This window comes from Achromobacter insuavis (genome assembly GCF_902859645.1).
Lineage (GTDB): Bacteria > Pseudomonadota > Gammaproteobacteria > Burkholderiales > Burkholderiaceae_B > Achromobacter > Achromobacter insuavis.
In genome coordinates, this window is sequence record NZ_CADIJR010000028.1 from 1 (window position 1) to 22,691 (window position 22,691).

The 22,691-nt window shown below is 69.8% G+C and carries 17 protein-coding genes and 1 pseudogene; 6 read left to right on the forward strand and 12 right to left on the reverse strand.

What is annotated here, in order from left to right; genetic code table 11:
• Positions 1-190: pseudogene (locus tag H0523_RS15600) on the forward strand (collagen-like triple helix repeat-containing protein); the annotation flags it as partial.
• A gap of 28 nt (positions 191-218) precedes the next feature.
• Positions 219-758, forward strand: coding sequence for a MarR family winged helix-turn-helix transcriptional regulator (locus H0523_RS15605; protein WP_006390271.1), 540 nt, complete (start codon positions 219-221; stop codon positions 756-758).
• Positions 759-811: 53 nt separating this feature from the next.
• On the opposite strand, the gene H0523_RS15610 is transcribed toward H0523_RS15605, so the two are convergent.
• From H0523_RS15610 to H0523_RS15645, 8 genes are all read right to left on the reverse strand, one after another.
• Entirely contained in the window at positions 812-1,966 is a 1,155-nt protein-coding gene (locus H0523_RS15610; protein WP_054431932.1) for an FAD-dependent oxidoreductase, read from the reverse strand.
• Between the two features lie 239 nt (positions 1,967-2,205).
• A complete protein-coding gene (locus H0523_RS15615; RefSeq protein WP_054431933.1) occupies positions 2,206-3,903 on the reverse strand; it encodes an ABC transporter ATP-binding protein in 1,698 nt (565 codons plus the stop codon).
• Positions 3,900-5,408, reverse strand: coding sequence for an ABC transporter permease (locus tag H0523_RS15620; protein WP_054431934.1), 1,509 nt, complete (start codon positions 5,406-5,408; stop codon positions 3,900-3,902). Before H0523_RS15620 ends, H0523_RS15615 begins: the two co-directional genes overlap by 4 nt.
• 5 nt (positions 5,409-5,413) lie before the next feature.
• The gene (locus tag H0523_RS15625; RefSeq protein WP_054431935.1) at positions 5,414-6,391 is read right to left on the reverse strand and encodes an ABC transporter permease; all 978 of its coding nucleotides are present in this window, start codon (positions 6,389-6,391) and stop codon (positions 5,414-5,416) included.
• Positions 6,388-8,625, reverse strand: coding sequence for an ABC transporter substrate-binding protein (locus H0523_RS15630; RefSeq protein WP_156350124.1), 2,238 nt, complete (start codon positions 8,623-8,625; stop codon positions 6,388-6,390). The genes H0523_RS15625 and H0523_RS15630 overlap by 4 nt, the downstream gene beginning before the upstream one ends.
• Before the next feature lie 98 nt (positions 8,626-8,723).
• Positions 8,724-9,392: a thermonuclease family protein gene (locus H0523_RS15635; protein WP_054431937.1), complete on the reverse strand. Its 669-nt coding sequence runs from the start codon at positions 9,390-9,392 to the stop codon at positions 8,724-8,726.
• A 102-nt stretch (positions 9,393-9,494) separates the two neighbouring features.
• The gene (locus H0523_RS15640; protein WP_054431938.1) at positions 9,495-10,502 is read right to left on the reverse strand and encodes a magnesium and cobalt transport protein CorA; all 1,008 of its coding nucleotides are present in this window, start codon (positions 10,500-10,502) and stop codon (positions 9,495-9,497) included.
• Positions 10,503-10,638: 136 nt separating this feature from the next.
• Positions 10,639-12,729 (reverse strand): ATP-dependent helicase, encoded by a 2,091-nt coding sequence (locus H0523_RS15645; RefSeq protein ID WP_054431939.1) that lies wholly within the window; start codon positions 12,727-12,729, stop codon positions 10,639-10,641.
• A gap of 110 nt (positions 12,730-12,839) precedes the next feature.
• Between H0523_RS15645 and H0523_RS15650 the strand changes: the two genes are divergently transcribed.
• Entirely contained in the window at positions 12,840-13,739 is a 900-nt protein-coding gene (locus tag H0523_RS15650; RefSeq protein WP_054431940.1) for a DUF72 domain-containing protein, read from the forward strand.
• A gap of 6 nt (positions 13,740-13,745) precedes the next feature.
• Here H0523_RS15650 and pdxR read toward each other — a convergent pair whose 3' ends face one another.
• On the reverse strand, positions 13,746-15,275 hold the full coding sequence (pdxR, locus tag H0523_RS15655) for a MocR-like pyridoxine biosynthesis transcription factor PdxR (protein ID WP_353739089.1): 1,530 nt from the start codon (positions 15,273-15,275) through the stop codon (positions 13,746-13,748).
• A 95-nt stretch (positions 15,276-15,370) separates the two neighbouring features.
• On the opposite strand from pdxR, the gene gabT reads away from it, so the two are divergent.
• The 3 genes from gabT to H0523_RS15670 all read left to right on the forward strand — a co-directional run bounded on the left by gabT (position 15,371) and on the right by H0523_RS15670 (position 19,384).
• Positions 15,371-16,633 (forward strand): 4-aminobutyrate--2-oxoglutarate transaminase, encoded by a 1,263-nt coding sequence (gene gabT / locus H0523_RS15660; protein ID WP_054431941.1) that lies wholly within the window; start codon positions 15,371-15,373, stop codon positions 16,631-16,633.
• Between the two features lie 228 nt (positions 16,634-16,861).
• Complete coding sequence (locus H0523_RS15665; protein WP_054431942.1) at positions 16,862-18,331, forward strand: NAD-dependent succinate-semialdehyde dehydrogenase; 1,470 nt, start codon at positions 16,862-16,864, stop codon at positions 18,329-18,331.
• Positions 18,332-18,529: 198 nt separating this feature from the next.
• On the forward strand, positions 18,530-19,384 hold the full coding sequence (locus tag H0523_RS15670) for an inositol monophosphatase family protein (protein WP_054431943.1): 855 nt from the start codon (positions 18,530-18,532) through the stop codon (positions 19,382-19,384).
• A 192-nt stretch (positions 19,385-19,576) separates the two neighbouring features.
• Here the strand turns inward: H0523_RS15670 and H0523_RS15675 are convergent, their stop codons facing one another.
• The 3 genes from H0523_RS15675 to galE all read right to left on the reverse strand — a co-directional run bounded on the left by H0523_RS15675 (position 19,577) and on the right by galE (position 22,679).
• Positions 19,577-20,404 (reverse strand): NAD-dependent protein deacetylase, encoded by an 828-nt coding sequence (locus H0523_RS15675; protein WP_054431944.1) that lies wholly within the window; start codon positions 20,402-20,404, stop codon positions 19,577-19,579.
• Between the two features lie 91 nt (positions 20,405-20,495).
• Positions 20,496-21,443: a serine O-acetyltransferase EpsC gene (epsC, locus tag H0523_RS15680; protein ID WP_054431945.1), complete on the reverse strand. Its 948-nt coding sequence runs from the start codon at positions 21,441-21,443 to the stop codon at positions 20,496-20,498.
• A gap of 183 nt (positions 21,444-21,626) precedes the next feature.
• Positions 21,627-22,679: a UDP-glucose 4-epimerase GalE gene (gene galE, locus H0523_RS15685; RefSeq protein WP_054431946.1), complete on the reverse strand. Its 1,053-nt coding sequence runs from the start codon at positions 22,677-22,679 to the stop codon at positions 21,627-21,629.
• Positions 22,680-22,691 lie beyond the last annotated feature (12 nt).

Sequence of the window (22,691 nt, forward strand, 5' to 3'; positions counted from 1 at the left end):
CGGCGCCTCGGCCGGCGCCAGTGCCGGAGCGGGCGCGGGTGCGGGGGCCTCGGGTTCGGCCAACAACGGCGGCCTGTTGGGCGGCTTGCTGGGCGGCGTGACGGCCGGCGTCAGCGGCGGCGCCAGCACCGGCGGCAACAACGGCGGTCTGCTGGGCGGCCTGCTCGGCGGCCTGACGGCCAAGAAGTAATCAACCGGATCCGTGAGGGAGCGACGCCATGCTGCAACAAGAATCCATCGTTCACCACGAGCATGTGACCGTGATGCCTGAATCTCGCAACAACGATCTGCGGCCCGGAATGCTTGACGATATCGCCCTGATGCTGGGCCGACAGTTCGCCGTGTACAACGCGGCCTGCCAATCGGCCCTGGCGGAGAAAATGGGTATCCCCCTGGCGGATCTGAAAGCGCTGGAACTGGTGATGGAGTTCGATGCCCTGCCCACCGGCCAACTGGCCCAGCTGATGGGCATCAGCTCCGGCGGCGCCACCGCGCTGATCAACCGCCTGGAAGCGGCTGGCTATGTGCAACGGGGCCGCCATCCGCTGGATCGCCGCATGATCGTGATCCGGCCGGTGGAGGAGCAGTGCCAGCAACTGGCCCAGGAACGCCAGTGGGTGGCCGAGGCGGTGGTGTTGATGGCCCGGCGCTACGACGCCGGCGAACTGGAGGTGGTGCATGCCTTCCTGGCGCAATGCGTGCGCGCCCTGAGGCACGACACCCTGGTCTGGCTCGAGACCCGCAACGCCCACGACTGAGGCGCCAGCCTCGACGCGCCGCGCCCCGATCCGCAAGGATCCGGGCGCGGTTTTCATTGGGCGGCGAACAGCGCCGCCACGCTGCCAGGCGCGTCGGGGCCGAAGAAGCGCTGGAGGTTCCGCGCCGTTCGCGCCGCCACCGCCGCGCTGCGCGGGAACAGGGCCTGTTCGTACGCCGCCAGCGCCGCGCCGAGGTCGGCGGGATGCCGGCACAGCGCCAGGCCCAGCTCGGCGCCGTCGAACAGGGCCAGGTTGGCGCCCTCCCCCGCGAACGGCGACATCAGGTGCGCCGCGTCGCCCACCAGCGTGACGCCGGCGATGCGCGGCCAACGATGCTCGACCGGCAATGCATGCAGGGGCCGGGCGATGACCGCCCCATCACTCTCGATGACCAGCGCGCGCAGCGCCGGCGCCCAGTCCGCGAATGCGGCGGCGATGCGTTGGCGCACGGCGGCCTGGCCATCGCGGACCAGCGCGTCGACCGCCGCCAGCGGCCAGTTCACGGCCGCGTAGCTGCGCAGGGTGCCATCGGCGTAGCGATGCGCCAGGATGCCCTGGCCGGGTTCGACCGCCATCAGCGTGCCATGGCCGATCGCGCGCGCGCTGTCCGGATAGCGGCGGTCGCCGTCGAACAGCGTGCTCTCGAAGAAGGTCGTGCCGACGTAGGCCGGCGCGGCGCCGGACAGCAGCGGACGGATCCGCGACCAGGCCCCGTCGGCGCCGACCAACAGGTCGGCCGTGTCCGTCGCGCCATTGGCGAACGCCAGCCGGTGACGGCCAGACGCGAGGGGCGCGGCGGCGGTGAGCTTGTGGCCCCAGCGGATGGCGGCCGGCGGCAACGAATCGATCAGCAGCCGGCGCAGGTCGCCGCGGTCGACCTCCGGCCGCGCCTGGCCCTGCCCCGGCCGGTCGAGCAGCACGCGGCCGTGGCGGTCGACCACGCGCTTGGCATCCTCGCCCGGCCGCACCAGGGGCAGGAAGGCCTCGTACAGACCGGCGGCGCGCAGCGCGGCCTGGCCGTTGTGCGGGTGGATATCCAGCAATCCGCCCTGCGTGCGCGCCGCGGGCGAGGCGTCGGCCTCGTAGACCGTGGCGGCGATGCCGTGGCGGTGCAGGACGCGGGCCAACGTCAGGCCGCCGAGGCCGGCGCCGACAATGGCGATGGTGGCGTGAACAAGGGGAATGGCGGGAGAAAAAGGTCGGTGCATGGCGTATTCCGGTGAAACGAGCCATGCGCGCCAACGGCGCGATGACTCGGGACGTTCCGACGGATGTCGGGGAATCGCTGGCCGACCTGGCCTGGCGGGCCGGGTGACGTGTGCGCGATCCTGTGCGGGCGCGGCCGGCTGGCGGCGTCACGCGCAAGATCGTTTTTCGCGGTGTTCGAAGAGACAGTATCGCATGATTCCGGCCGTCCCCCGCCCCGGCGGCAAGGGGAGGACCCGGCTCAGGCCTGGCCGAATTGCAGCCTGGGCACGGCTTCCAGCAGCCGGCGCGTCATGTCCTGGCGCGGCGCGTGCAGCACCGCGTCGGCCTCGCCCAGTTCGACGATGCGGCCGCCCTCCATCACCGCGATGCGGTCGGCCAGGTATTCGACCACGCCGAAGTTGTGGGTGATGAACAGGTAGGCGATGCCCAGCTCGTCCTGCAGCTCGCGCAACAGGTCCAGGATCTGCGCCTGCACCGACACGTCCAGCGCCGAGGTCGGCTCGTCGCAGATCAGCACCTTGGGTTCGACCGCCAACGCCCGGGCGATGGCGATGCGCTGGCGCTGGCCGCCCGAGAACTCGTGCGGATAGCGCGCCAGCGTATTGGCCGGCAGGCCGACCCGTTCGACCAGCCGGACGGCGCGGTCGCGGCGCGCCTGCGCGCCCATGCCGCGGCGCAGCGATTCCAGGCCTTCGTCGAGGATGTCGCCGACCCGCATGCGCGGATCGAGCGAGGCGTAGGGATCCTGGAACACGATCTGGATGTCCTGGCGCAGACGCTGCAGCCGGGCACGGTCGGCGGTCAGCAGATCCTGCCCCTGCAGCATCGCGCGGCCGGAGATGCGGGCGCCGTCGATCAGCCGCAGCAAGGCCTTGCCGGTGGTGGTCTTGCCGCAACCCGACTCGCCCAGCAGCGCCAGGGTCTCGCCGGCGCGCAGGCTGAAAGTCACGCCGTCGACCGCCTTGACCCATGACGCCACGCGCCGCAACGGGCCCTTGCGCACCGGGTAATGGACTTTCAGGTCCTGCACGTCCAGCACCACGCCGGGTTCGCGCGCACGCTTGCGCGCCACGGCCGCGTCCGCGCCCAGGGCGGCGCGGCCGGCCTCGCTCAGCGGCACGCCGCGCTTCTCGAAAGTGGGAATGGCGTCGAACAGCTGGCGCGCGTAGGGATGCTTGGGCGCGCGGAAGAATTCCTCGGCGCTGGCGCTTTCGACGATCTCGCCGCCGCGCATCAGGGCCACGTGGTGGGCGACGTTGCGCACCACCGCCAGATCGTGGGTGATGAGCAGCACCGCCATGCCGATCTCGCGCTGGATGTCGGCCAGCAGCGCCAGCACCTGCGCCTGCACGGTGACGTCGAGCGCGGTGGTGGGCTCGTCGGCGATCAGCAGCAAGGGTTCCGCCGCCAGCGCAATGGCGATCATGACGCGCTGCTTCTGCCCGCCGGAGAACTGGAACGGGTAGTCGTCCACGCGCCGCTCGGGCTCGGGGATGCCGACCCGCCGCAGCCAGTCGATGGCGCGGGCGCGGGCCGCGGCGCCGCGCAGCGGCGTGTGCGCCACCAGCGTCTCGATGATCTGGTCGCCGACCCGCATGACCGGGTTGAGGCTGGTGGACGGTTCCTGGAAGATGATGCCGATGCGGCCGCCGCGCACGCCGCGCATGGCGCTCTCGGGCAGGCGGTTGAGGTCCTCGCCATCCAGGTCGATCTGGCCGCCGACGATGCGGCCGGCGTCCGGCAGCAGGCGCAGCAGCGCCAGCGCGGTCATGCTCTTGCCGCAGCCGGACTCGCCCACCAGGGCAAAGGTCTCGCGCTGCGAAATGGCCAGCTGCAGGCGCTTGACCGCGTGCGTCATGCCGCTCTCGCCGGCGATGTCGACGTCCAGGCCGCGCACGGCCAGCAAGGGGGTGTCCTGCCGGATATCCTGGCTCATGGCGCGTCTCCCGGTTTGGTGGATCGGGCGTCGGCCGCCAGCGCGGCGCCCGGGCGGCGGCCGAACCAGCCCATGCCGGGCAGGCGGCCCGGCTTGTAGCGGCGGGTGCGCGGATCGAAGGCGTCGCGCACGGCGTCGGCGAACAGGTTGGCGGCCAGCACCAGCGCCAGCATGAACAGGAAGGCGGTCATCAGGTTCCACCAGATCATCGGGTCGCGCGACATTTCCAGGCGCGCGCCGTCGATCATCGAGCCGAAGGAATTCATGCTGGGATCGACGCCGATGCCCAGGTACGACAGCACCGCCTCGTACAGCACCAGCCCGGAGAATTCCAGCACCACGGTGATCAGCACCAGGTGCGCGACGTTGGGCAGCAGGTGGCGTGTCATGATGCGCCAGTGCGACACGCCGAAGGCGCGCGCGGCCTGCACGTATTCCAGCTCGCGCAGCTTGAGGGTCTCGGCGCGCAGCAGGCGGCACAGGCCGGCCCAGCCGGTGAAGCCGAGGATCATGCACAACAGGAACAGGCGCAGGTCGGCGCGCGCCGCCGAGGTGTCGAACAGCTCGGCGTGGTTGTCGATGTAGACCTGCATCATCAGCGCGCAGGCGGCCACCAGCAGCACGCCCGGGATCGAGGTGATGGTGGTGTACAGATACTGGATGGCGTCGTCCACCCTGCCCTTGAAATAGCCGGCCGCGATGCCGAAGACGATGGCCGGCGGCAGCATGGCGAGCGTGGTCAGGCTGCCGATGACGAGCGCGGTGCGGATGCTCTTGAGCGCCTGCCACAGCACGTCGTTGCCGATGCGGTCGGTGCCCAGGGCGTGGTAGCCGCTGGACAGCCCGGCCAGCGCCCCCGCCACCAGGCACAGCAGGGTGAAGGTGATCGCCATGGCGCGCCACGGCACCTCGGCGCGTCCGCCCAGCAGGGCCTCGGCCGCCGCCGCGGCGCCCTGGCGCCGCGCCAGGCAGGCGAACAGCAGGCCGGCGCCGACCAGCGACACCGCCAGGCCGGCCGCCAGGCCGAGGCCCAGGCGGTAGTAGACGTCGCCCAGGTGGTCGCGGTCGGGATCGGCCAGGTGCGTGCCGGCCGCCCGCAGGCGCGGGAAGTCGCGCACCGGCTTGTCGTCGACCAGCAGGGTCTCCTTGGTGAACTGGCGCACCGCCAGCGGGCTGGAATAGGTTTTTTCGGGCTGGGTCAGCACGCTGCCGCCCAGCAGGCCGTCCAGCGCCGACTTGACCGCCGGCGCGTAGACCGGCGCGGCGTCGGCGGCGGCGCCCGGCGCGGGCGGCAATTGCGGGCGGTAGTGGACGGAATCGAGCAGGCCGACCAGCGCGAACGCGGCCAGCACCACGGCCGAGCACATCGCCGGCGTGTCGCGCGCCACCCGCGCCCAGGTCGAACGCAGGTTCGGGCTGCGCCGCACGTGCCAGGCATAGGCCAGCGCGCCCAGCACCATCAGCCACAGCGCAATGTCGGTCCAGAGGAATACGAACTTGGGCATGGCGGCTACTCGAATCGGACGCGGGGGTCAGCCAGCGTGTAGGAAATGTCGGCCAGGATCAGCCCCACGATGTACAGCGACGCCCCCAGGAACACCATGGCGCGCACGATGGAGAAATCCTGCGCGTTGATGGCGTCGATGGTGTAGCTGCCCAGGCCCGGGATGCCGAAGAACGATTCGGCGATCAGGCTGCCCATGAACAGCAGCGGCAAGGCGGCAACCGTGCTGGTCAGGATCGGCAGCATGGCGTTGCGCAGCACGTGGCGGAACAGCACCACGCGCTCGGCCAGCCCCTTGGCGCGCGCGGTGCGCACGTAGTCCTTGCCGATCTCTTCCAGGAACAGGGTGCGGTAGAAGCGCGCCTCGGGCCCCAGGCGCGAGACGATCGCCACCAGCACCGGCAGCGCCAGGAACTTGACCATGTCCAGGCCGCCCTCGAAGCCCGAGAACGGCACCAGCCGCAGCAGCTTGGCGAACATCCACTGCCCCGCGATGATGTAGAACAGGCTGGAGATCGACAGCAATATGACGCACACCACCACGCCCCAGAAATCCAGCCGGGTGGCGCGGAAATACACCAGCGTCAGCGAGAACACGATGCTGGCGAACAGCCCCAGGAAAAAGGTCGGCACCGCCAGCGCCAGGCTCGGCCCCATGCGGGTCTGGATTTCGCGGCCGATGTCGCGGCCGCCATCGGAGGCGCCGAAGTCCATCGCCAACAGCGGCACCGAGCGCTGGTAGAACACGGTGTCGGTCAGTTGCGCCGCGCCCTTGGCCTGGGCGTTGTAGAACAGCGGCTTGTCGTAGCCGTGCTCGACCTTCCATTTCTCGACCGCGTCCTGGCTGATGCGCTGGCCGCCGATGGCCAGGCGCGCCATGTCGTCGGGCGTGTTGACCGCGAAGAACAGGATGAAGGTGAAGAGGTTCACGCCGATCAGGATCAGCACGCCATATAGCAGCCGGCGGATGACGTAGCCGATCATGATTGATGCTCCTTGCGCGCGGCCGGGACGAAGGCGGTCTGCCGCTCGCGTCGCTTGAGCGCCACGTACGACGGCCAGATCGCCAGCGCGATCAGCAGCGCGAACAGGCCCACCGGCCACCAGATGGGGGAATTCCACTCGTCGATCTTGCGCTCGCGCAGGACCGGGTCGATCTTCATGTACTGCAGCGTGTTGCGCACCATCTGGGTCGGCTTGGCGTTGCCGACCCACTGCTGGTAGGCGCCGCCCGACATCGGGAAGTAGCCGAACATCCAGGGCGCGTCGCGCTGCACGATGGCGACCATGCGCTGGATCAGGGCTTCCTTTTCGGGACCGTCGTCCAGGAACTTCATCTGCTCGAACAGCTTGTCGTACTCGGGGCTGTCGTAGTTGGCGGCGTTCTCGCCGCCGTTCTTGGCCTTGGCGTTGGGACCGTACAGCAGGAACAGGAAGTTCTCGGCGTCGGGGTAGTCGGCGTTCCAGCCCCACAGGAAGATCTGCGCCGAGCCGCGCCGCATCTTGTCCTGGAAGCGGTTGTAGTCGGTCGAGCGCACGTCCATCTGCACGCCGATCTTGGCCATCTGCCGCCGCATCCAGTCGAACTGCGGATTGGAGCCGCCGCCGGTCATGGAGTCGTAGTACAGCACCAGCGGCGCGCCGGTGACGGCGTTGCGGCCGTCGGGATAGCCGGCCTCGGCCAGCAGCTTGCGTGCGGTGTCGATGGACTTGCGCACCGGCTTGCCGTCGACCAGGTCGTAGACCACCGGGTTCACGCCCTCGGGCGGCTCGCGGTAGCCCAGCACGCCGGGCGGCACCGGGCCGTAGGCCACCGAGGCCTGGCTGTTCTCGAACACCGCCACGTATTCCTCCCAGTCGAAGGCGATGCTGATGGCCTGGCGCAGCTTGCGGTTCTTCTCGGCCTGCTCGGGCGTGTCGCCCTTGCCCACCACCGGATCGAGCCAGTTGAAGCCCATGTACCAGTTGGCGGTCTCGACCGTGGTGGGCAGGCGGATGCCGTGCTCGGCATACTTGCGCGCCTTGTCCTGGCTGTCGCCGGCGGCCACCAGCATGGCCACGCCGTACTCGCCGCGCTCGATCTGCGGCACGTCGTAGTAGCCCTGCATGAACTTGCCGGTCAGCGGAATGGCTTCCTTCTCGACGCTGAAGACGGCGCGGTCGATGAAGGGCGTGGGCTTGCCGCAATCGGCCAGCAGGCCCGCGGCGCGGTCGCCCGGCTCGCCTTCGCAGGGATAGGGTTCGCCGTGGAAGTTGGGATTGCGCGCCAGCACGTGGCGGCGGTTCTGCAGCGACTCGGCCAGCATGTAGGGTCCGGTGCCGACGGGCCAGGTGTTGAGCGACAGGTCGTGATCGGCCATGCCGGGCTGGTTGTAGAAGCGGTCGGCCTCCCAGGGCACGGGCGCGGTGAAGGTCATGGCCAGCCAGTACTTGAACTGCGGGTACTTGCCGTTGACGCGGATGCGCAGCGTGTGCGGGTCGAGCGCCTGCACGCCGGTGAAGCCGTCGGCCTCGCGCAGGTCCAGCCACGAGGCGCCGGCGCCGCCCGGCAGGTCGCGGCGCAACGCCTTGTCGCGCTCGCGCAGGCGGTCGCCGTAGTCCTTCAGGCCGCTGACGTATTCGGCCATCAGTGAATAGATCGGCGACACCACGCGCGGGCTGGCCAGGCGGCGGAAGGCGTAGACGTAATCGTCGGCGGTGAGTTCGCGGGTGCCGGTGCGCGGGAAATCGGGGATGGCGTACTTGTCGGCCAGGTCCTCCGGCGCGATCGGGAAGTAGTCGTAGCTGCCGTCGGTCTTGCGGGCGAAGGCCGGGTGCGGCGCGAAACGCATGCCGGGCTTGATCTTGATGTCGTAGACGCTTTCGGCGATCTGCTCGCCCGGCGCGTCGGCCGGCAGCACCTTGCCCTGCGCATCCAGGTAGACCGGCGGGTCGATCGAGGCCGCGGCGCGCGGGATCAGTTCGTAAGGCCGCTTGAGGTAGTGGTAGCCGTACAGCGTCTCATAGATGCTGTAGGTATAAGGGGTTTCATCGCCGGAATAAGAACTGGCCGGATCCAGGTACTTGGGCGAACGCTTGACGAAGGCGGAATACAGCGTGTTCTGGCTTTCGGCGCCGGCCGGATAGGGGCTGTTGATGGGACTGCCCTCCCGGGAGCAGCCCGCCAACGCCAGCAACAGCATCATGGCCGCCGCCCAGAGCCGCATCAAAGCACGCATGGAAACCTTTCCTTCTATTCAGTGCGACAGAGGATAGCAAAGGTGCATCCGCCCCAGTACCCTGGCATCCCCCTAGGGAACTTGCGGGTCCGCGGCCATCACCCGCACTGGCGCTGGCGCCAGCAGTCGTAGCGCCACTTCCAGGGCTGCATTGGCTCCTTGCCGGCCCACAGGCCGCGGCCGGCGGCCTTGGCCTGGCGCTGCAGGTCGGGCATGGCCTTGTCGTTCAGGTACTCGCCCTGGCGCGCGGTGTAGGCCCAGGCGTAGCCGGCCTCGACCTGCAGGCGGTTGGCCGAGCGGCCATCGTCCAGGATCAGCGCGCAGACGTCGCGGCCGTACTGGTCCTTCAGGTAGCACTGGGCGGTCAGGGTCTTGCCGGCCACCAGGCTGGCCAGGTGCTGGCGCGCGGCCTCGGCGTAAGGCTGGCCGGGCTGGTCGGCGCCGTGGCCCTCCTCGGGCGCGTCGATGCTGTCCATGCGGATGCGGCGCTGGCCGTCGGGCGCGCGCAGCGTCACGGTGTCGCCGTCGGCGACGTTGACGATCATGCCGGTCAGGGTATAGCTGCCGGCGGGGACGCCGCCGGCCGGGGCCGCGCCGGACTTGCCGGTTGCCGCCGGTGCGCTGGCGCCAGGCCGTTCGGCCGGGCGCTCGCCGCCCTGGCGGGACGGTTGCAGCCAGTTGACGAGGGCGCCGGCCGCCGCCAGGATCACGGCGACGACGAGGGCGGTCAGCCTGCTGCCGCCGCCAAGGGGAGATTTGCCGCGCACGGGCCGCGCTCCGAAGAGGAAAACGCAGGCAGTTTGCCACAGCCGCGCCGGCGCCGCGCGGCAAAGCGCGTCGTCGCCGCCATGCTCCCGGCGGGCGTAGTCCTACAGCCAGCCCGACTTGCGAAAACGCCAGTACAGGAACGAACAGACCGACGCGATCACGCCCAGCGTGACCGGATAGCCGAACGGCGATTCCAGCTCGGGCATGAACTTGAAGTTCATGCCGTAGATGCCGGCGATGGCCGTGGGCACCGCCAGGATGGCGGCCCAGGAGGCCAGCTTGCGGGTGGTGTCGTTCTGCGCGGCCTGGCCGATCATCAGGCTGGCTTCGAAGGCGAAGGCCAGCGACTCGCGCAGCGAATTGAACAGTTCATCGACCCGCAGCACGCGGTCGGCCACCTCGCCGAAATACGGCCGGGCATGCTCGTCCACCGCCGACATCTCGACCCGCGCCAGGCGCCGGCAGATCTCGGCCAGCGGCGACACCACGGTGTGGATGCGCAGGAGGTCGCGGCGCTGGCGATACAGCCTGCGGATGTCGGAATCCTTGGCGCCGCGGATCAGCAGCTTCTGTTCGGCGCCCTCGACCACCGACTCGATCTTGCCGGCCGCCGCCACGTAGCGGTCCACCAGCCAGTCCAGCAGTTCGGAGGCGACGTAGTCGCTGCCGCGCTTGAGCAGGTCGGGCGAGGACTCCAGCCGTTCGCGCAAGGGGCTGTGGCCGGCGGTGGCGCCGCGCCGCACGGTGACCAGGAAGCCCTCGCCGATCAGGAACTGGGTTTCACCGAAGATGGGACGCTCGGCCTCGACCTCGACGGTGATGGCGACGATCAGCACCATGTTGCCGTAGTCGATGATCTTGGGCCGGCGGTGCGACTCCAGCATCTCTTCCTGGTTCTTGTCGCAGGCGCCGAGCTGGTTGACCACGTCGGCCAGCCGCTCCGGGCTGGGATTGCGCAGGCCGATCCACAGCATGCTGCGCTTGGCATCGACGTGCTTGCCCACCTCCTCGATGGGCACCTCGTGGTCGCGCCGGCCATTCACATAGGCGATGGACGCCACGACTTCGCTCTTGGGCGCAGCGGCGGCGGCATTCTCTTCGGTAGACATAGACATCCTTTGGCGATGCGAGCCCTGCGGGTGCAACGTGTATCCAGCGTATCGGCCGATGATAGCCCACCGGCGCATGGGCGCGGCCGCGCGCCGCCCGGCGGGCGCGGCGCGCGAACCCGCCGGACCGCGCGCGCTATGCGAACAGGTTGCGCACGCGCTTGGCCACGTCCACGCTCGGCGCCTGCGGCGCCTTGGCCTCGCGCGCCGGCAGGTCCGGCAGCTTGGGCAGGTGGTCGAACAGCGGCAGCATGGCGTTGGTGATGTAGCGGGTGCGCGAGCCGTAGACGTGGCGGTCGCCCATGCCGGTCTGCTGGTGCACGTAGAAGCGCTGCGGCACGATCAGCTGCAGGCGTTCCTTGGCGCGCGTCATGGCCACGTACAGGAGCCGCCGCTCTTCCTCGATCTCTTCGGCGGTGCCGGTGCTCATGTCGGACGGAATACAGCCGTCGACCACGTTCAGCACATAGACCGCCTTCCATTCCTGGCCCTTGGCCGAGTGGATGGTGGACAGGATCATGTAGTCCTCGTCGCGCGAGGGCGCGCCGGATTCGTCGCTGGTGGCGTCGGGAGGATCCAGCGTCAGTTCGGTCAGGAAGCGCTCGCGCGACGGGTAGCCCGCGGCGATGCGCACCAGCTGGTCCAGGTCGGTCTTGCGCACCCGCGCATCGTCGTACAGCCGTTCGAGCTGGCCGGCGTACCAGCGCAGCGCCAGGTCGACGTCGGCGGGCCAGCGCAGCTTGGGGTCGGCCAGCGCCGCGTAGGTGTCGGCGAACGCGCCCCACTCCGCCTGCGCCGCCGCGCCCGGCTTGAATTCGCGCAGCGCGCGCAGCGGCTCGGCCGATTGCGCCATGGCGTCCATCAGCTTGCCGGCGGTGGCCGGGCCGATGCCGGGCAGCAGTTGCGCCACGCGGAACCCCGCCATGCGCCCGCGCGGATTCTCGGCCCAGCGCAGCAGCGACAGCAGGTCCTTGACGTGCGCCGCTTCCAGAAAGCGCAGGCCGCCGAACTTGACGAAGGGGATGTTGCGCCGGGTCAGCTCCAGTTCCAGCGCGGCGCTGTGGCTGGAGGTGCGGAACAGCGCCGCCTGCGACTTGAGCGTGGCGCCGCCCTCGCGCTGCGCCAGCACCTGGTCGGCGACCCAGCGGGCCTGGCCGCCTTCGTCGCTGACGGTGACCAGCTCGGGCAGCTGCGACGACGGCCGGTCGCTCCAGAGATCCTTGGCATAGCGCTCGGCCGCCAGGCCGATGACGGCGTTGGAGGCGTTCAGGATGGGCTGGGTCGAGCGGTAGTTGCGGTCCAGCGTGATGACGCGCGCCGGCTGCGGAAACTGCGCCGGGAAATCGAGGATGTTGCGCACCGTGGCCGCGCGGAACGAATAGATCGACTGCGCGTCGTCGCCCACCACGGTCAGGCCGCGGCCATCGGGCTTCATGGCCAGCAGGATGGCGGCCTGCAGCCGGTTGGTGTCCTGGTATTCATCGACCAGCACGTGGTCGAAGCGCGCGCCGACGTCGGCGGCGATGGCCGCGTCGCCCATCATCTCGGCCCAGTACAGCAGCAGGTCGTCGTAGTCGAGCACCTGCTGGTCCTGCTTGGCGGCGACGTAGGCGCGGAACAGGCTCTTGAGTTCGTCTTCCCATTGCGCGCACCACGGGAAGGTGGCGTGCAGCACGTCGGCCACCGGCGTCTGGCTGTTGACCACGCGCGAGTAGATCGCCAGGCAGGTGCCCTTGAGCGGAAAGCGCGACTTGGTGGACGACAGGCCGAGTTCGTGCCGCACCATGCCCATCAGGTCCTCGGCGTCGCCGCGGTCGTGGATGGTGAAGGCCTCGGACAGGCCGATGCGCTGGGCGCAATCGCGCAGCAGCCGCGCGCCGATGGCGTGGAAGGTGCCGGCCCAGGGCAGCGACGGCGCCTGCTGGCCGCCGCGCAGGTTCATGACCCGCTGCAGCACGCTGCCGACGCGGCGTTCCATTTCCTGGGCGGCGCGGCGCGAGAAGGTCAGCAGCAGCATGCGCTGCGGATCGGCGCCGTTCAGGATCAGGTGGGCGACACGGTGCGCCAGGGTGTTGGTCTTGCCCGAACCGGCGCCGGCGATCACCAGCAGCGGCCCGTCGCCGCCCGCCCCGCCGACGCCGAACTCGGCGGCCTCGCGCTGGGCGGGGTTGAGGTCGGCCAGGGGATCGGGACGGCTGGACGGGTTGACGGGATTCTGGTCGGACATGGGGCGTGAAATGGAGGGCGGCGGGCGCGGTCGGCGCGGTCCGATACCTGGGGATATATCCAGGTATCATAACCGCATCGCCTCCCGCTCCCGCTACGCCCGATTTCCCCATGCGCCTGCTTGCCGGCACCGCTTCCTGGACCGATCCCACGCTGCTGGCGTGCGGCCGCTTCTACCCGCGCGAGGCGCACGACGCCCAGTCACGGCTGCGCTTCTACGCCACCCGCTTCGGGCTGGCCGAGGTCGATTCCAGCTACTACGCCCTGCCCAGCGCCGACAACGCCTACCTGTGGGCGCAGCGCACGCCCGACGATTTCGTCTTCAATATCAAGGCCTACCGCCTCTTCACCGGCCACCAGACGCCGCTGGCCTCGCTGCCCGCCGACATCCGCCGCGAGCTGGCCGACTGGCCCGAACCGGTCATCTACCACCACGCCATGCCGGAGGATCTGCGCGACGAGCTCTGGCGCCGCTACACGCTGGCGCTGGAACCGCTGCGCATGGCCGGCAAGCTGGGCGCGGTGCACTTCCAGTACCCGCCCTGGATCCGGCGCGACGCGCGCGGCCGCGCCCTGGTGGCCGAAGGCGCGCGGCGCCTGCCGGAACACCTGCTGTCGGTCGAATTCCGCCACCACAGCTGGTTCGACTCGTCCGAGGCCACGGCCGCCACGCTGGCGTTCGAGCGCGAGCTGGGCGTGGTGCATACCGTGGTGGACGCGCCGCAGGGGTTCGAGAACAGCGTGCCGGCCGTGTGGGCCTGCACCCATCCCGAGCTGACGCTGCTGCGCCTGCACGGGCGCAACGCCGCCACCTGGAACGCCAGCGGCGCCGCGTCGTCGGGGCGCTTCCAATATGAATATTCCGAGGCCGAGCTGGCCGAACTGGCGCGCCGCTTCCAGGACCTGGCGCGGCAGAGCGCGCAGGCGCACGCCGTGTTCAACACCAACTTCGAGGACCAGGGCATGCGCAACGCCACGGCTTTCGCGGCGGCGCTGGGCGGCGCCCCCTGACCTGAATTACGCGGGCTGCGCCGCCACCGCCGGCGCGGCGGGCGTCATGCGCGCCACTTCGGCCAGGCTTTCCAGCAGCACCTCGAACTTGCGCGCGATGTCGTGCTCCGGCACGCAGGCGTAGCCCAGCAGCAGGCCGGGCCGGCGGCCTTCGGCGCCGACGTAGTAGCGCGACAGCGCGCGCGTCAGCACGCCCTTGCGGCGCGCCACCTCGACCACCCGCAGGTCGTCCATGTGAGGCGGCAATGTCAGCACCAGGTGCAGGCCGGCCAGGCTGGCGTCGCGGTGCAGCCAGTCGGGCCCCAGGCGCCGTTCGATCAGGTTGACCAGCATGGCGCGGCGACGCGCGTACAGCATGCGCATGCGGCGGATGTGGGCGGCGTAGTGGCCCTCGGCGATGAAGGTGGCCAGCGCCGCGTGCGTCATCAGGTGGCCTTCGCGGTAGAGCTCGGCGTGGGCCGCCTGGAACGCCGCGGTCAGCGGCTTGGGCAGCACCAGGTAGCCGACCCGCAGGCCCGGATACAGTGTCTTGCTGAAGGTGCCCATGTAGATCACGGGCGCGTCCGGCTCCAGGCCCAGCAGCGAGGCGATGGGCCGGCCCGAGAAGCGGAATTCGCTGTCGTAGTCGTCCTCGATGATCCAGCTGCCGTGGCGGCGCGCCACCGCCAGCAGTTGCCGGCGCCGCGCCAGCGACATCACCGGCCCCAGCGGATACTGGTGCGACGGCGTCACGAAGATGAAGCGCGGCGGCGCCATGCCGGGCGCGGCGTCGGCGTCCGGCAGGCGCATGCCCTCTTCGTCGACCGGCAGGTGCACCGTGTGCAGGCCGTTGGCCTGCAGCACCGTGCGCGCGCCCCAGTAGCCCGGGTCCTCGACCCAGGCGGTCTCGCCGGCCTCGCCCAGGATGCGGGTGGCCAGGTCGATGGCCTGGTGCGAGCCTTCGGTGATGAGGATCTGGTCGGGGTCGCAGTCGATCGAGCGCGTCAGCGCCAGGTGCTGGGCCAGCGCCTCGCGCAGCGCCGGCAGGCCGCCGCCGTAGGCATAGGTCAGCAGGTCGGGCGCGGGATTGCGCCACAGCGCGGAAAAGATGCGGCCGAACTTCTTGTGCGGGAATTCGGTCAGGTCGGGCACGCCCGGCATGAAGGCGCCCCACTGGTAGGGCGAGGCCGAGACGCCGTCGACGATGGCGGCGCCGCGCGCCGACAGCGCCGGACGCGGTTGCGGCACCGGCGCGCGGCGCGACTGGCGGCCGCTGGCCAGGTAGGAATCGGGCTGCGAGGCATTGACGAAGGTGCCATTGCCCTGCAGGCTGCGGGTGTAGCCCTCGGCCAGCAGTTGGCCATAGACGTGCACCACGGTGTTGCGGGCGATGCCCAGCTCGGCGGCCAGGTCGCGCGAGGCGGGCAGGCGCGAGTCGGCGGCGATCGAACCCTCCAGGATCGCCTCGCGGATGCCGTGGTACAGGCGCTTGTTCATCGGCCCGCCGTCGGCATCGGCCAGGCGCAGCTGCAACAAGTCTCCGACGATGGACCGCAATTGGTTCTACCTGATTTATAAAAGTGGTTCCCACCAATGGGGCCATAGTAGCATTAAAGTAAGGGTTTACCGCCCACTTGCCATTCGAGGCTGAGATGAAGAATCAGGATTTGAATACCCGCCGTTCCCTGGCCACGCCGCGCGGCGTCGGCGTCATGTGCGACTTCTATGCCGTGCGCGCCGAGAACGCCACGCTGTGGGACGCCAACGGCAAGGAATACATCGACTTCGCGGGCGGCATCGCGGTGCTGAACACCGGCCACCTGCACCCCAAGGTCAAGGCCGCCGTCAGCGCCCAGCTCGACAACTTCACCCACACGGCCTACCAGATCGTGCCGTACGAAGGCTACGTCTCGCTGGCCGAGCGCATCAACCGCCTGGCCCCGATCGACGGCCTGAAGAAGTCCGCCTTCTTCACCACCGGCGTCGAAGCCGTTGAAAACGCCATCAAGATCGCGCGCTCGGCCACCGGCCGTTCGGGCGTCATCGCCTTCTCGGGCTCGTTCCACGGTCGCACCATGCTGGGCATGGCGCTGACCGGCAAGGTCGCCCCCTACAAGCTGTCGTTCGGCCCGATGCCGGGCGACATCTACCACGTGCCGTTCCCCAACGGCACCCAGTCGATCACCGTGGCCGACTCGCTCAAGGCGCTGGACCTGCTGTTCAAGGTCGACATCGATCCCAAGCGCGTCGCCGCGATCATCATCGAACCGGTGCAGGGCGAAGGCGGCTTCAACATCACCCCGCCCGAACTGATGGTGGCCCTGCGCAAGCTCTGCGACGAGCACGGCATCCTGCTGATCGCCGACGAAGTGCAGACCGGCTTCGGCCGCACCGGCAAGCTGTTCGCCATGGAGCACCACTCGGTGCAGGCCGACCTGATCACCATGGCCAAGAGCCTGGGCGGCGGCTTCCCGATCTCGGGCGTGGTCGGCCGCGCCGACGTCATGGACGGCCCGGCCGCGGGCGGCCTGGGCGGCACCTACGCCGGCAACCCGCTGGCGGTGGCCGCGGCCCACGCCGTGCTGGACGTGATTGCCGAAGAAAAGCTGTGCGAACGCGCGGTGCAGCTGGGCGACAAGCTGCGCGCCCACCTCGAGGGCCTGCGCGCCAAGGTGCCGGGCATCGCCGACGTGCGCGGCCTGGGTTCGATGGTGGCGCTGGAACTGAACGACGCCAACGGCAAGCCCGACGCCGAGGCGGTCAAGAAGGTGCAGGCCCGCGCCATCGAGCAAGGCCTGATCTTGCTGAGCTGCGGCGTGTACGGCAACGTCCTGCGCTTCCTGTACCCCTTGACCATCCCCGACGCCCAGTTCGATCGCGCGCTGGCCATCCTGTCCGAGGCCCTGGCAGCATAGGAACCGGGCGCATTTCGTTCATCCGGCCGGTAGCGGCAGCCTCAACGGGCTTGAGCCGCGCCCGGCCGGATATCCGTTTTCCATGGCGTTATCGCGCCATCCCACAATCCTGAGCCGGCGCCCCCATCGGGATGCCGCGGATCCGGCTCCGCCGGTCCGCGGGCATGCCCCCTTGAGGGGGAAGCGCGCAGCGCTTCGGGGGTGGGCCTAACTCTTAGGACTATTGCAATGACTTCTTTGACCCATCCCCTGGCGCGCCCGGAACTGCTGCGCGACGCCTGCTACATCGACGGCAAGTGGGTATCCGCCGGCAACGGCCCGTCGATCCCCGTGGACAACCCCTCCACCGGCAAGACCATCGTGTCGGTGCCCAAGCTGGGCCGCAAGGAGACCGAGCAGGCCATCGCCAGCGCCGAGGCCGCCCTGCCCGCCTGGAGCGCCAAGACCGGCAAGGAACGCGCCGCGATCCTGCTGAAGTGGGCCCAGCTGATGATGCAGAACCAGCAGGACCTGGCCGCCATCATGACCTCGGAACAGGGCAAGCCCGTGACCGAGGCCGCCGGTGAAATCGCCTACGCCGCCTCGTTCCTGGAGTGGTTCGCCGAGGAAGCCAAGCGCATCGACGGCGACGTGCTGCAAAGCCCCAAGGCCGGCCAGCGCCTGCTGGCGCTCAAGCAGCCGATCGGCGTCACCGCCGCCATCACGCCGTGGAACTTCCCCGCCGCCATGATCACCCGCAAGGTCGGCCCGGCCCTGGCCGCCGGCTGCACCATGGTGGTCAAGCCCGCCCAGCAGACGCCGCTGACCGCGCTGGCGCTGGCGGTGCTGGCCGAGGAAGCCGGCGTGCCGGCCGGCGTGTTCCACGTCATCACCGGCAGCTCGCGCGAGATCGGCGCGGCGCTGTGCGAAAGCGACGTGGTGCGCAAGCTGAGCTTCACCGGCTCGACCGAAGTCGGCCGCACGCTGATGGAGCAATGCGCCCCCACCATCAAGAAGCTGTCGCTGGAACTGGGCGGCAACGCGCCGTTCATCGTGTTCGACGACGCCGACCTGGACCGCGCGGTCGACGGCATCCTGGCCTCGAAGTACCGCAACGCCGGCCAGACCTGCGTATGCGCCAACCGCATCTACGTGCAGGCCGGCGTGTACGAGGAAATCGCCAAGCGCCTGGTGGCCAAGGTCAACGCCATGAAGGTCGGCGACGGCTTCGGCGACGGCGTGACGCAGGGTCCGCTGATCGACGCCAGCGCGGTCGAGAAGGTGCAGGAGCACATCGCCGACGCCACCGCGCACGGCGCCAAGGTCATCGCCGGCGGCAAGCCGCACGCGCTGGGCGGCACGTTCTTCGAGCCGACCGTGGTGCGCGACGTGACCCAGTCGATGCGCTTCGCGACCGAGGAAACCTTCGGCCCGGTGGCGCCGCTGTTCCGCTTCGAGTCCGAAGAGGAAGTCATCGGCATGGCCAACGACACCATCTTCGGCCTGGCCGCCTACTTCTTCACCCGCGACTACGCCCGCATCTGGCGCGTGTCGGAGGCGCTGGAGTACGGCATCGTCGGCATCAACACCGGCCTGATCTCCAACGAAGTCGGCCCGTTCGGCGGCGTCAAGCAATCCGGCCTGGGCCGCGAGGGCTCGAAGTACGGCATCGAGGAATACCTCGAGATCAAGTACCTCTGCGTCGACCTGGGCGCCTGAGCGCGTCCTGCCTCCCCCGGGCGCCCGCCCGGGGGAAGATAAACGGGGCTCCGGTCCCGTTTATCCCCAGGAATTGTGGACAACCTGGCAGATAACTCCTGCACAGGTACAAAATCCCCTTTAAGTTCATGCGGTTATAAATCGCGATCAAATGCCGCCCAGGCGTGATAGATTTGCGCGTTCCCTGGACGAGCGACTATGAGCAGAACCTTTACCCGTGAGGACACCCGCAAGCTGGCCGGCATCCTGGCCGAAGCCGCGCAGGCGGAGGTCATGCCGCGCTTTCGCAACCTGCCCGAGGGCAGCGTGCGCGACAAGAGCTCGCCGCGCGACCTGGTGACCGACGCCGACGAGGCCGCCGAGCGCCTGATCGCCGCGCGCCTGTCCAAGCTGCACCCGGGCGCCGTGCTGATCGGCGAGGAAGCCTCGACCCGCAACCCCGCCCTGCTGAACATGCTGGTGGACGCCGACCTGGCGTTCCTGATCGACCCCATCGACGGCACCCGCAACTACGTCGCCGGCCTGCCGCTGTTCGGCATGATGATCGCGGCCTGCCATCGCGGCGACGTGATCGCCGGCGTGATCTACGACCCGGTCAGCCGCGACAGCGCGCTGGCGGTGCGCGGCGAAGGCGCATGGATGGAGTACGAGAACGGCAAGCAGGCGAAACTGGCCGTGGCCAGCCCCGCGCCGCCCGAGGACATGGACGGCCTGATCTCCACCGGCTTCCTGCCCGAGCCGCTGCGCACCACGGTCAACGGCAACCTGTCGCGCCTGGGCAGCACCGCCAACCTGCGCTGCGCCGCCCATGAATACCGCATGCTGGCGGCCGGCCACAGCCACGTCGCCCTGTACAACCAGCTGACCGCCTGGGACCACGCGGCCGGCTGGCTGCTGCACCGCGAGGCCGGCGGCTACGCGGCGCGCTTCGACGGCTCGCCGTACAAGCCCACCCACCGCAGCGGCGGCCTGCTGTACGCCCCGGACGCGGGCAGCTGGCACGCGGCGCGCAAGGCCCTGCTGGGCGATGACATCCCCGACGCCGAAGGCTGAATACCGGGGCCAGATGACCACGCGTTGGTCGAAAATGGCCCCAACATGCTCACAAAATCGGGGTAATCCCTAGGAATTATCCACAGTATCTGTGGACAACCCTATGGAAAGGTCTGTAACGGCGCAAAAAAATCCTTACAGGGCGGGCACTTGGTTAAACCGGTCAAAAACCGGCCGCTGTCCGTCCCGCTTTTATGCCGCCGTCAGCGCCTCCAGCGCCATGGCGCTGGGCAGCTCGACCTTGAGCGTCAACAGGTTGTCGGCCCGGGTGCGGCCCAGGTTGATGGCCGCGATCGGCATGCCATTGCGCGAGGCGGCCGTGACGAAGCGGTAGCCCGAATAGACCATCAGCGACGAGCCCACCACCAGCACCGCGTCGGCCGCCATCAGGCCGGCGTTGGCGCGGTCGACCCGCTCGCGCGGCACGGTCTCGCCGAAGAACACCACGTCGGGCTTGACGATGCCGCCGCAAACCGGACAGGGCGGCACCTGGAACGTGGCGAAGTCCACGCCCTCCAGGTCGGCGTCGCCGTCGGGCGCATCGTCGGCCTCGAAGGCGATCCAGCCGGGGTTGCGCTGGTGCAGCGCGTCCTGCCAGGCGTCGCGGCCGCCGCGCCAGTCGCAATTCATGCAGCGCACCTGGTCGAGCCGGCCATGCAGGTCGACCACGTCGCGGCTGCCGGCGGCCTCGTGCAGGCCATCGACGTTCTGCGTCACCAGGATCGACACCCGGCCGCGCTGCTGCAACTGCGCCAGCGCGCGATGGGCGGCATTCGGCTGTACCTTGCCAAAACGGCGCCAGCCCACCATGCTGCGGGCCCAGTAGCGCGCCCGCGCCAGTTCGGCGCCCATGAAGGTCTGCAGCGTCATGGGCGGCGAACGTTTCCATTCGCCGTCGGTGTCGCGGTAGTCGGGAATGCCGGAATCGGTGCTGACGCCCGCCCCGGTCAGCACGAACAGCCGCGGGTGGCGGTCGACGAAGCCGCGCAGCGCGGCCAGATCCGAAACACGTGTGTCCATCCAGGCTCCCGTATCGAATCCCGGGGGTCAGTGCCGCCCAGGCGAGAAACGGGCGGCGCCAGGGCCGCCCAGCCGAAACGCGGACGCCGTATCAGCCGCCCAGGCCACAATCCGGCATGTCGCTGACCAGGCTGGCCTGGGTCACGTTGCTGCCCGGCGGCACGCTGCGCGTGAGCCAGACGTTGCCGCCGATGGTCGAGCCCTTGCCGATGGTGACGCGACCCAGGATGGTGGCGCCCGCGTAGATGACCACATCATCTTCGATCAGCGGGTGGCGCGCCAGGCCTTTCTTGAGTTCGCCGTTCTCGCCCGGCGGGAAGCGCTTGGCGCCCAGCGTGACCATCTGGTAGAGCCGCACGCGGTCGCCGATGATGGCGGTTTCGCCGATCACCACGCCGGTGCCGTGGTCGATGAAGAAGCTGCGGCCGATGGTCGCGCCCGGATGGATGTCGATGCCGGTGTCGGCATGCGCGATCTCCGCCACGATGCGCGCCAGCATCGGCACGCCCAGGCGGTACAGCACGTTGGCCAGGCGGTGGTGGATCATGGCGGCCACGCCGGGATAGCACAGCAGCACCTCGTCGACGCTGTGCGCGGCCGGATCGCCCTGGTAGGCGGCGGTCACGTCCAGGTCGAGCGCGGCGCGCACGCGCGGCAGCTCGGCGCCGAACTGGCGCACGATCTCGATGGCGCGCAGCTGCGAATCGGCCAGCAGCGCCGGATCATCGCGGCCGACGTACTGCAGCTCCAGGCCGACCTGGTGCAGCAGCGCGTCCAGCGCCGCGCCGATGGTGTGGCCGACGTAGAAATCCTCGACTTCCTCGCGCAGGTCGATGGGCCCCAGGCGCATCGGGAACAAGGCGCCACAGAGATCCTTGATGATCTGGCGCAGGCTTTCCTGCGACGGAAACTCGCGCAGGCCGGCGTCTTCGCGCAGGCGGCCGCGCGGACCGCGCCAGGCCACGCGCGCCTCGCGCAGGCCCGAGACGATGCTATCCAGGTTCCAGTGGGCGGAAGGAAGGTAGGCCGGGCCGCTCATAGGAACAGCCCCTGCTGGGCGCCGGGCGGAACGGCAGACAAAAGAGAATCGAACATGAGGGGGCCTCGATGACGGTGCATCGCCCGCGGCGGCGGGGCCGCGCGGCGATGCTGCTTTGCAATATATCCGTCAACTGTAACCGCTCGGCCCGCTTCGCGGAACCCATCCGACACGGCGCAGGGGTTATGGCGGCGGCGGATCGGTGTCGTAGCCGCTCGGGTTGCCCTGCTGCCAGCGCCAGCCATCGGCGCACATGGCCTCGACCCCGCGGGTGCTGTGCCAGCCCAGCAGCGAGGCCGCCAGCGCCGGGTCGGCCCACATCCGCTCGATATCGCCGGGGCGGCGCGGCCCGGTGCGCAGCGGGATGCGGCGCTGGCTGACGCGCTCGAACGCATGCACCAGCTCCAGCACGCTGGTGCCGCGTCCCGTGCCCAGGTTGACCGCCACGAAGCCGGGATGGCCGGCGGCGTAGGCCAGCGCCTGCACGTGGCCCTGCGCCAGGTCCATGACGTGCAGGTAATCGCGCACGCCGGTGCCGTCCGCGGTGGCGTAATCGTCGCCGAACACGTTCAGGAACGGCTGCCGCCCCACCGCCACCTGCGTGATGTACGGGAACAGGTTGTTGGGCACGTCGCGCGGGCTCTCGCCGATCTGGCCGCTGGGATGCGCGCCGATCGGATTGAAGTAGCGCAGCGTCACCGCGCCGAAGGCCGGCTCGGCCGCGCACAGGTCGCGCAGCATCTGCTCGACCATCAGCTTGCTGCGGCCATACGGATTGGCCGGCGCCAGCGGATGCGCCTCGGTGAACGGCAGCGAGCGCGGTTCGCCATAGACGGTGGCCGACGAGCTGAACACCACCCGCGTCACGCCCTCGTCGCGCATGGCGCGCAGCAGCGCCACCGAGCCCGCGACGTTGTTGTCGTAATACTTGAGCGGGTCGGCCACCGATTCGCCGACGGCCTTGCAGCCGGCCAGGTGCAGCACCGCCTGCACCGGCTCGCCGCGCCGCGCCTCGCGCGCCAGCAGCGCCTGCACCAGACCGGTCTGGCGGATGTCGCCCTGCACCAGCGGGATCGGCGTCCCGCACAGGCGCTCGACCCGCCGCACCGCCTCCGGGCTGCCGTTGCTGAAGTTGTCCAGCACCAGCGGCCGCTGGCCGGCGGCCAGCATCGCCACCAGGGTATGGGCGCCGATGTAGCCGGCGCCGCCCGTGACCAGCACGCGCATCTCGCTCATGCCCGGCTCCCC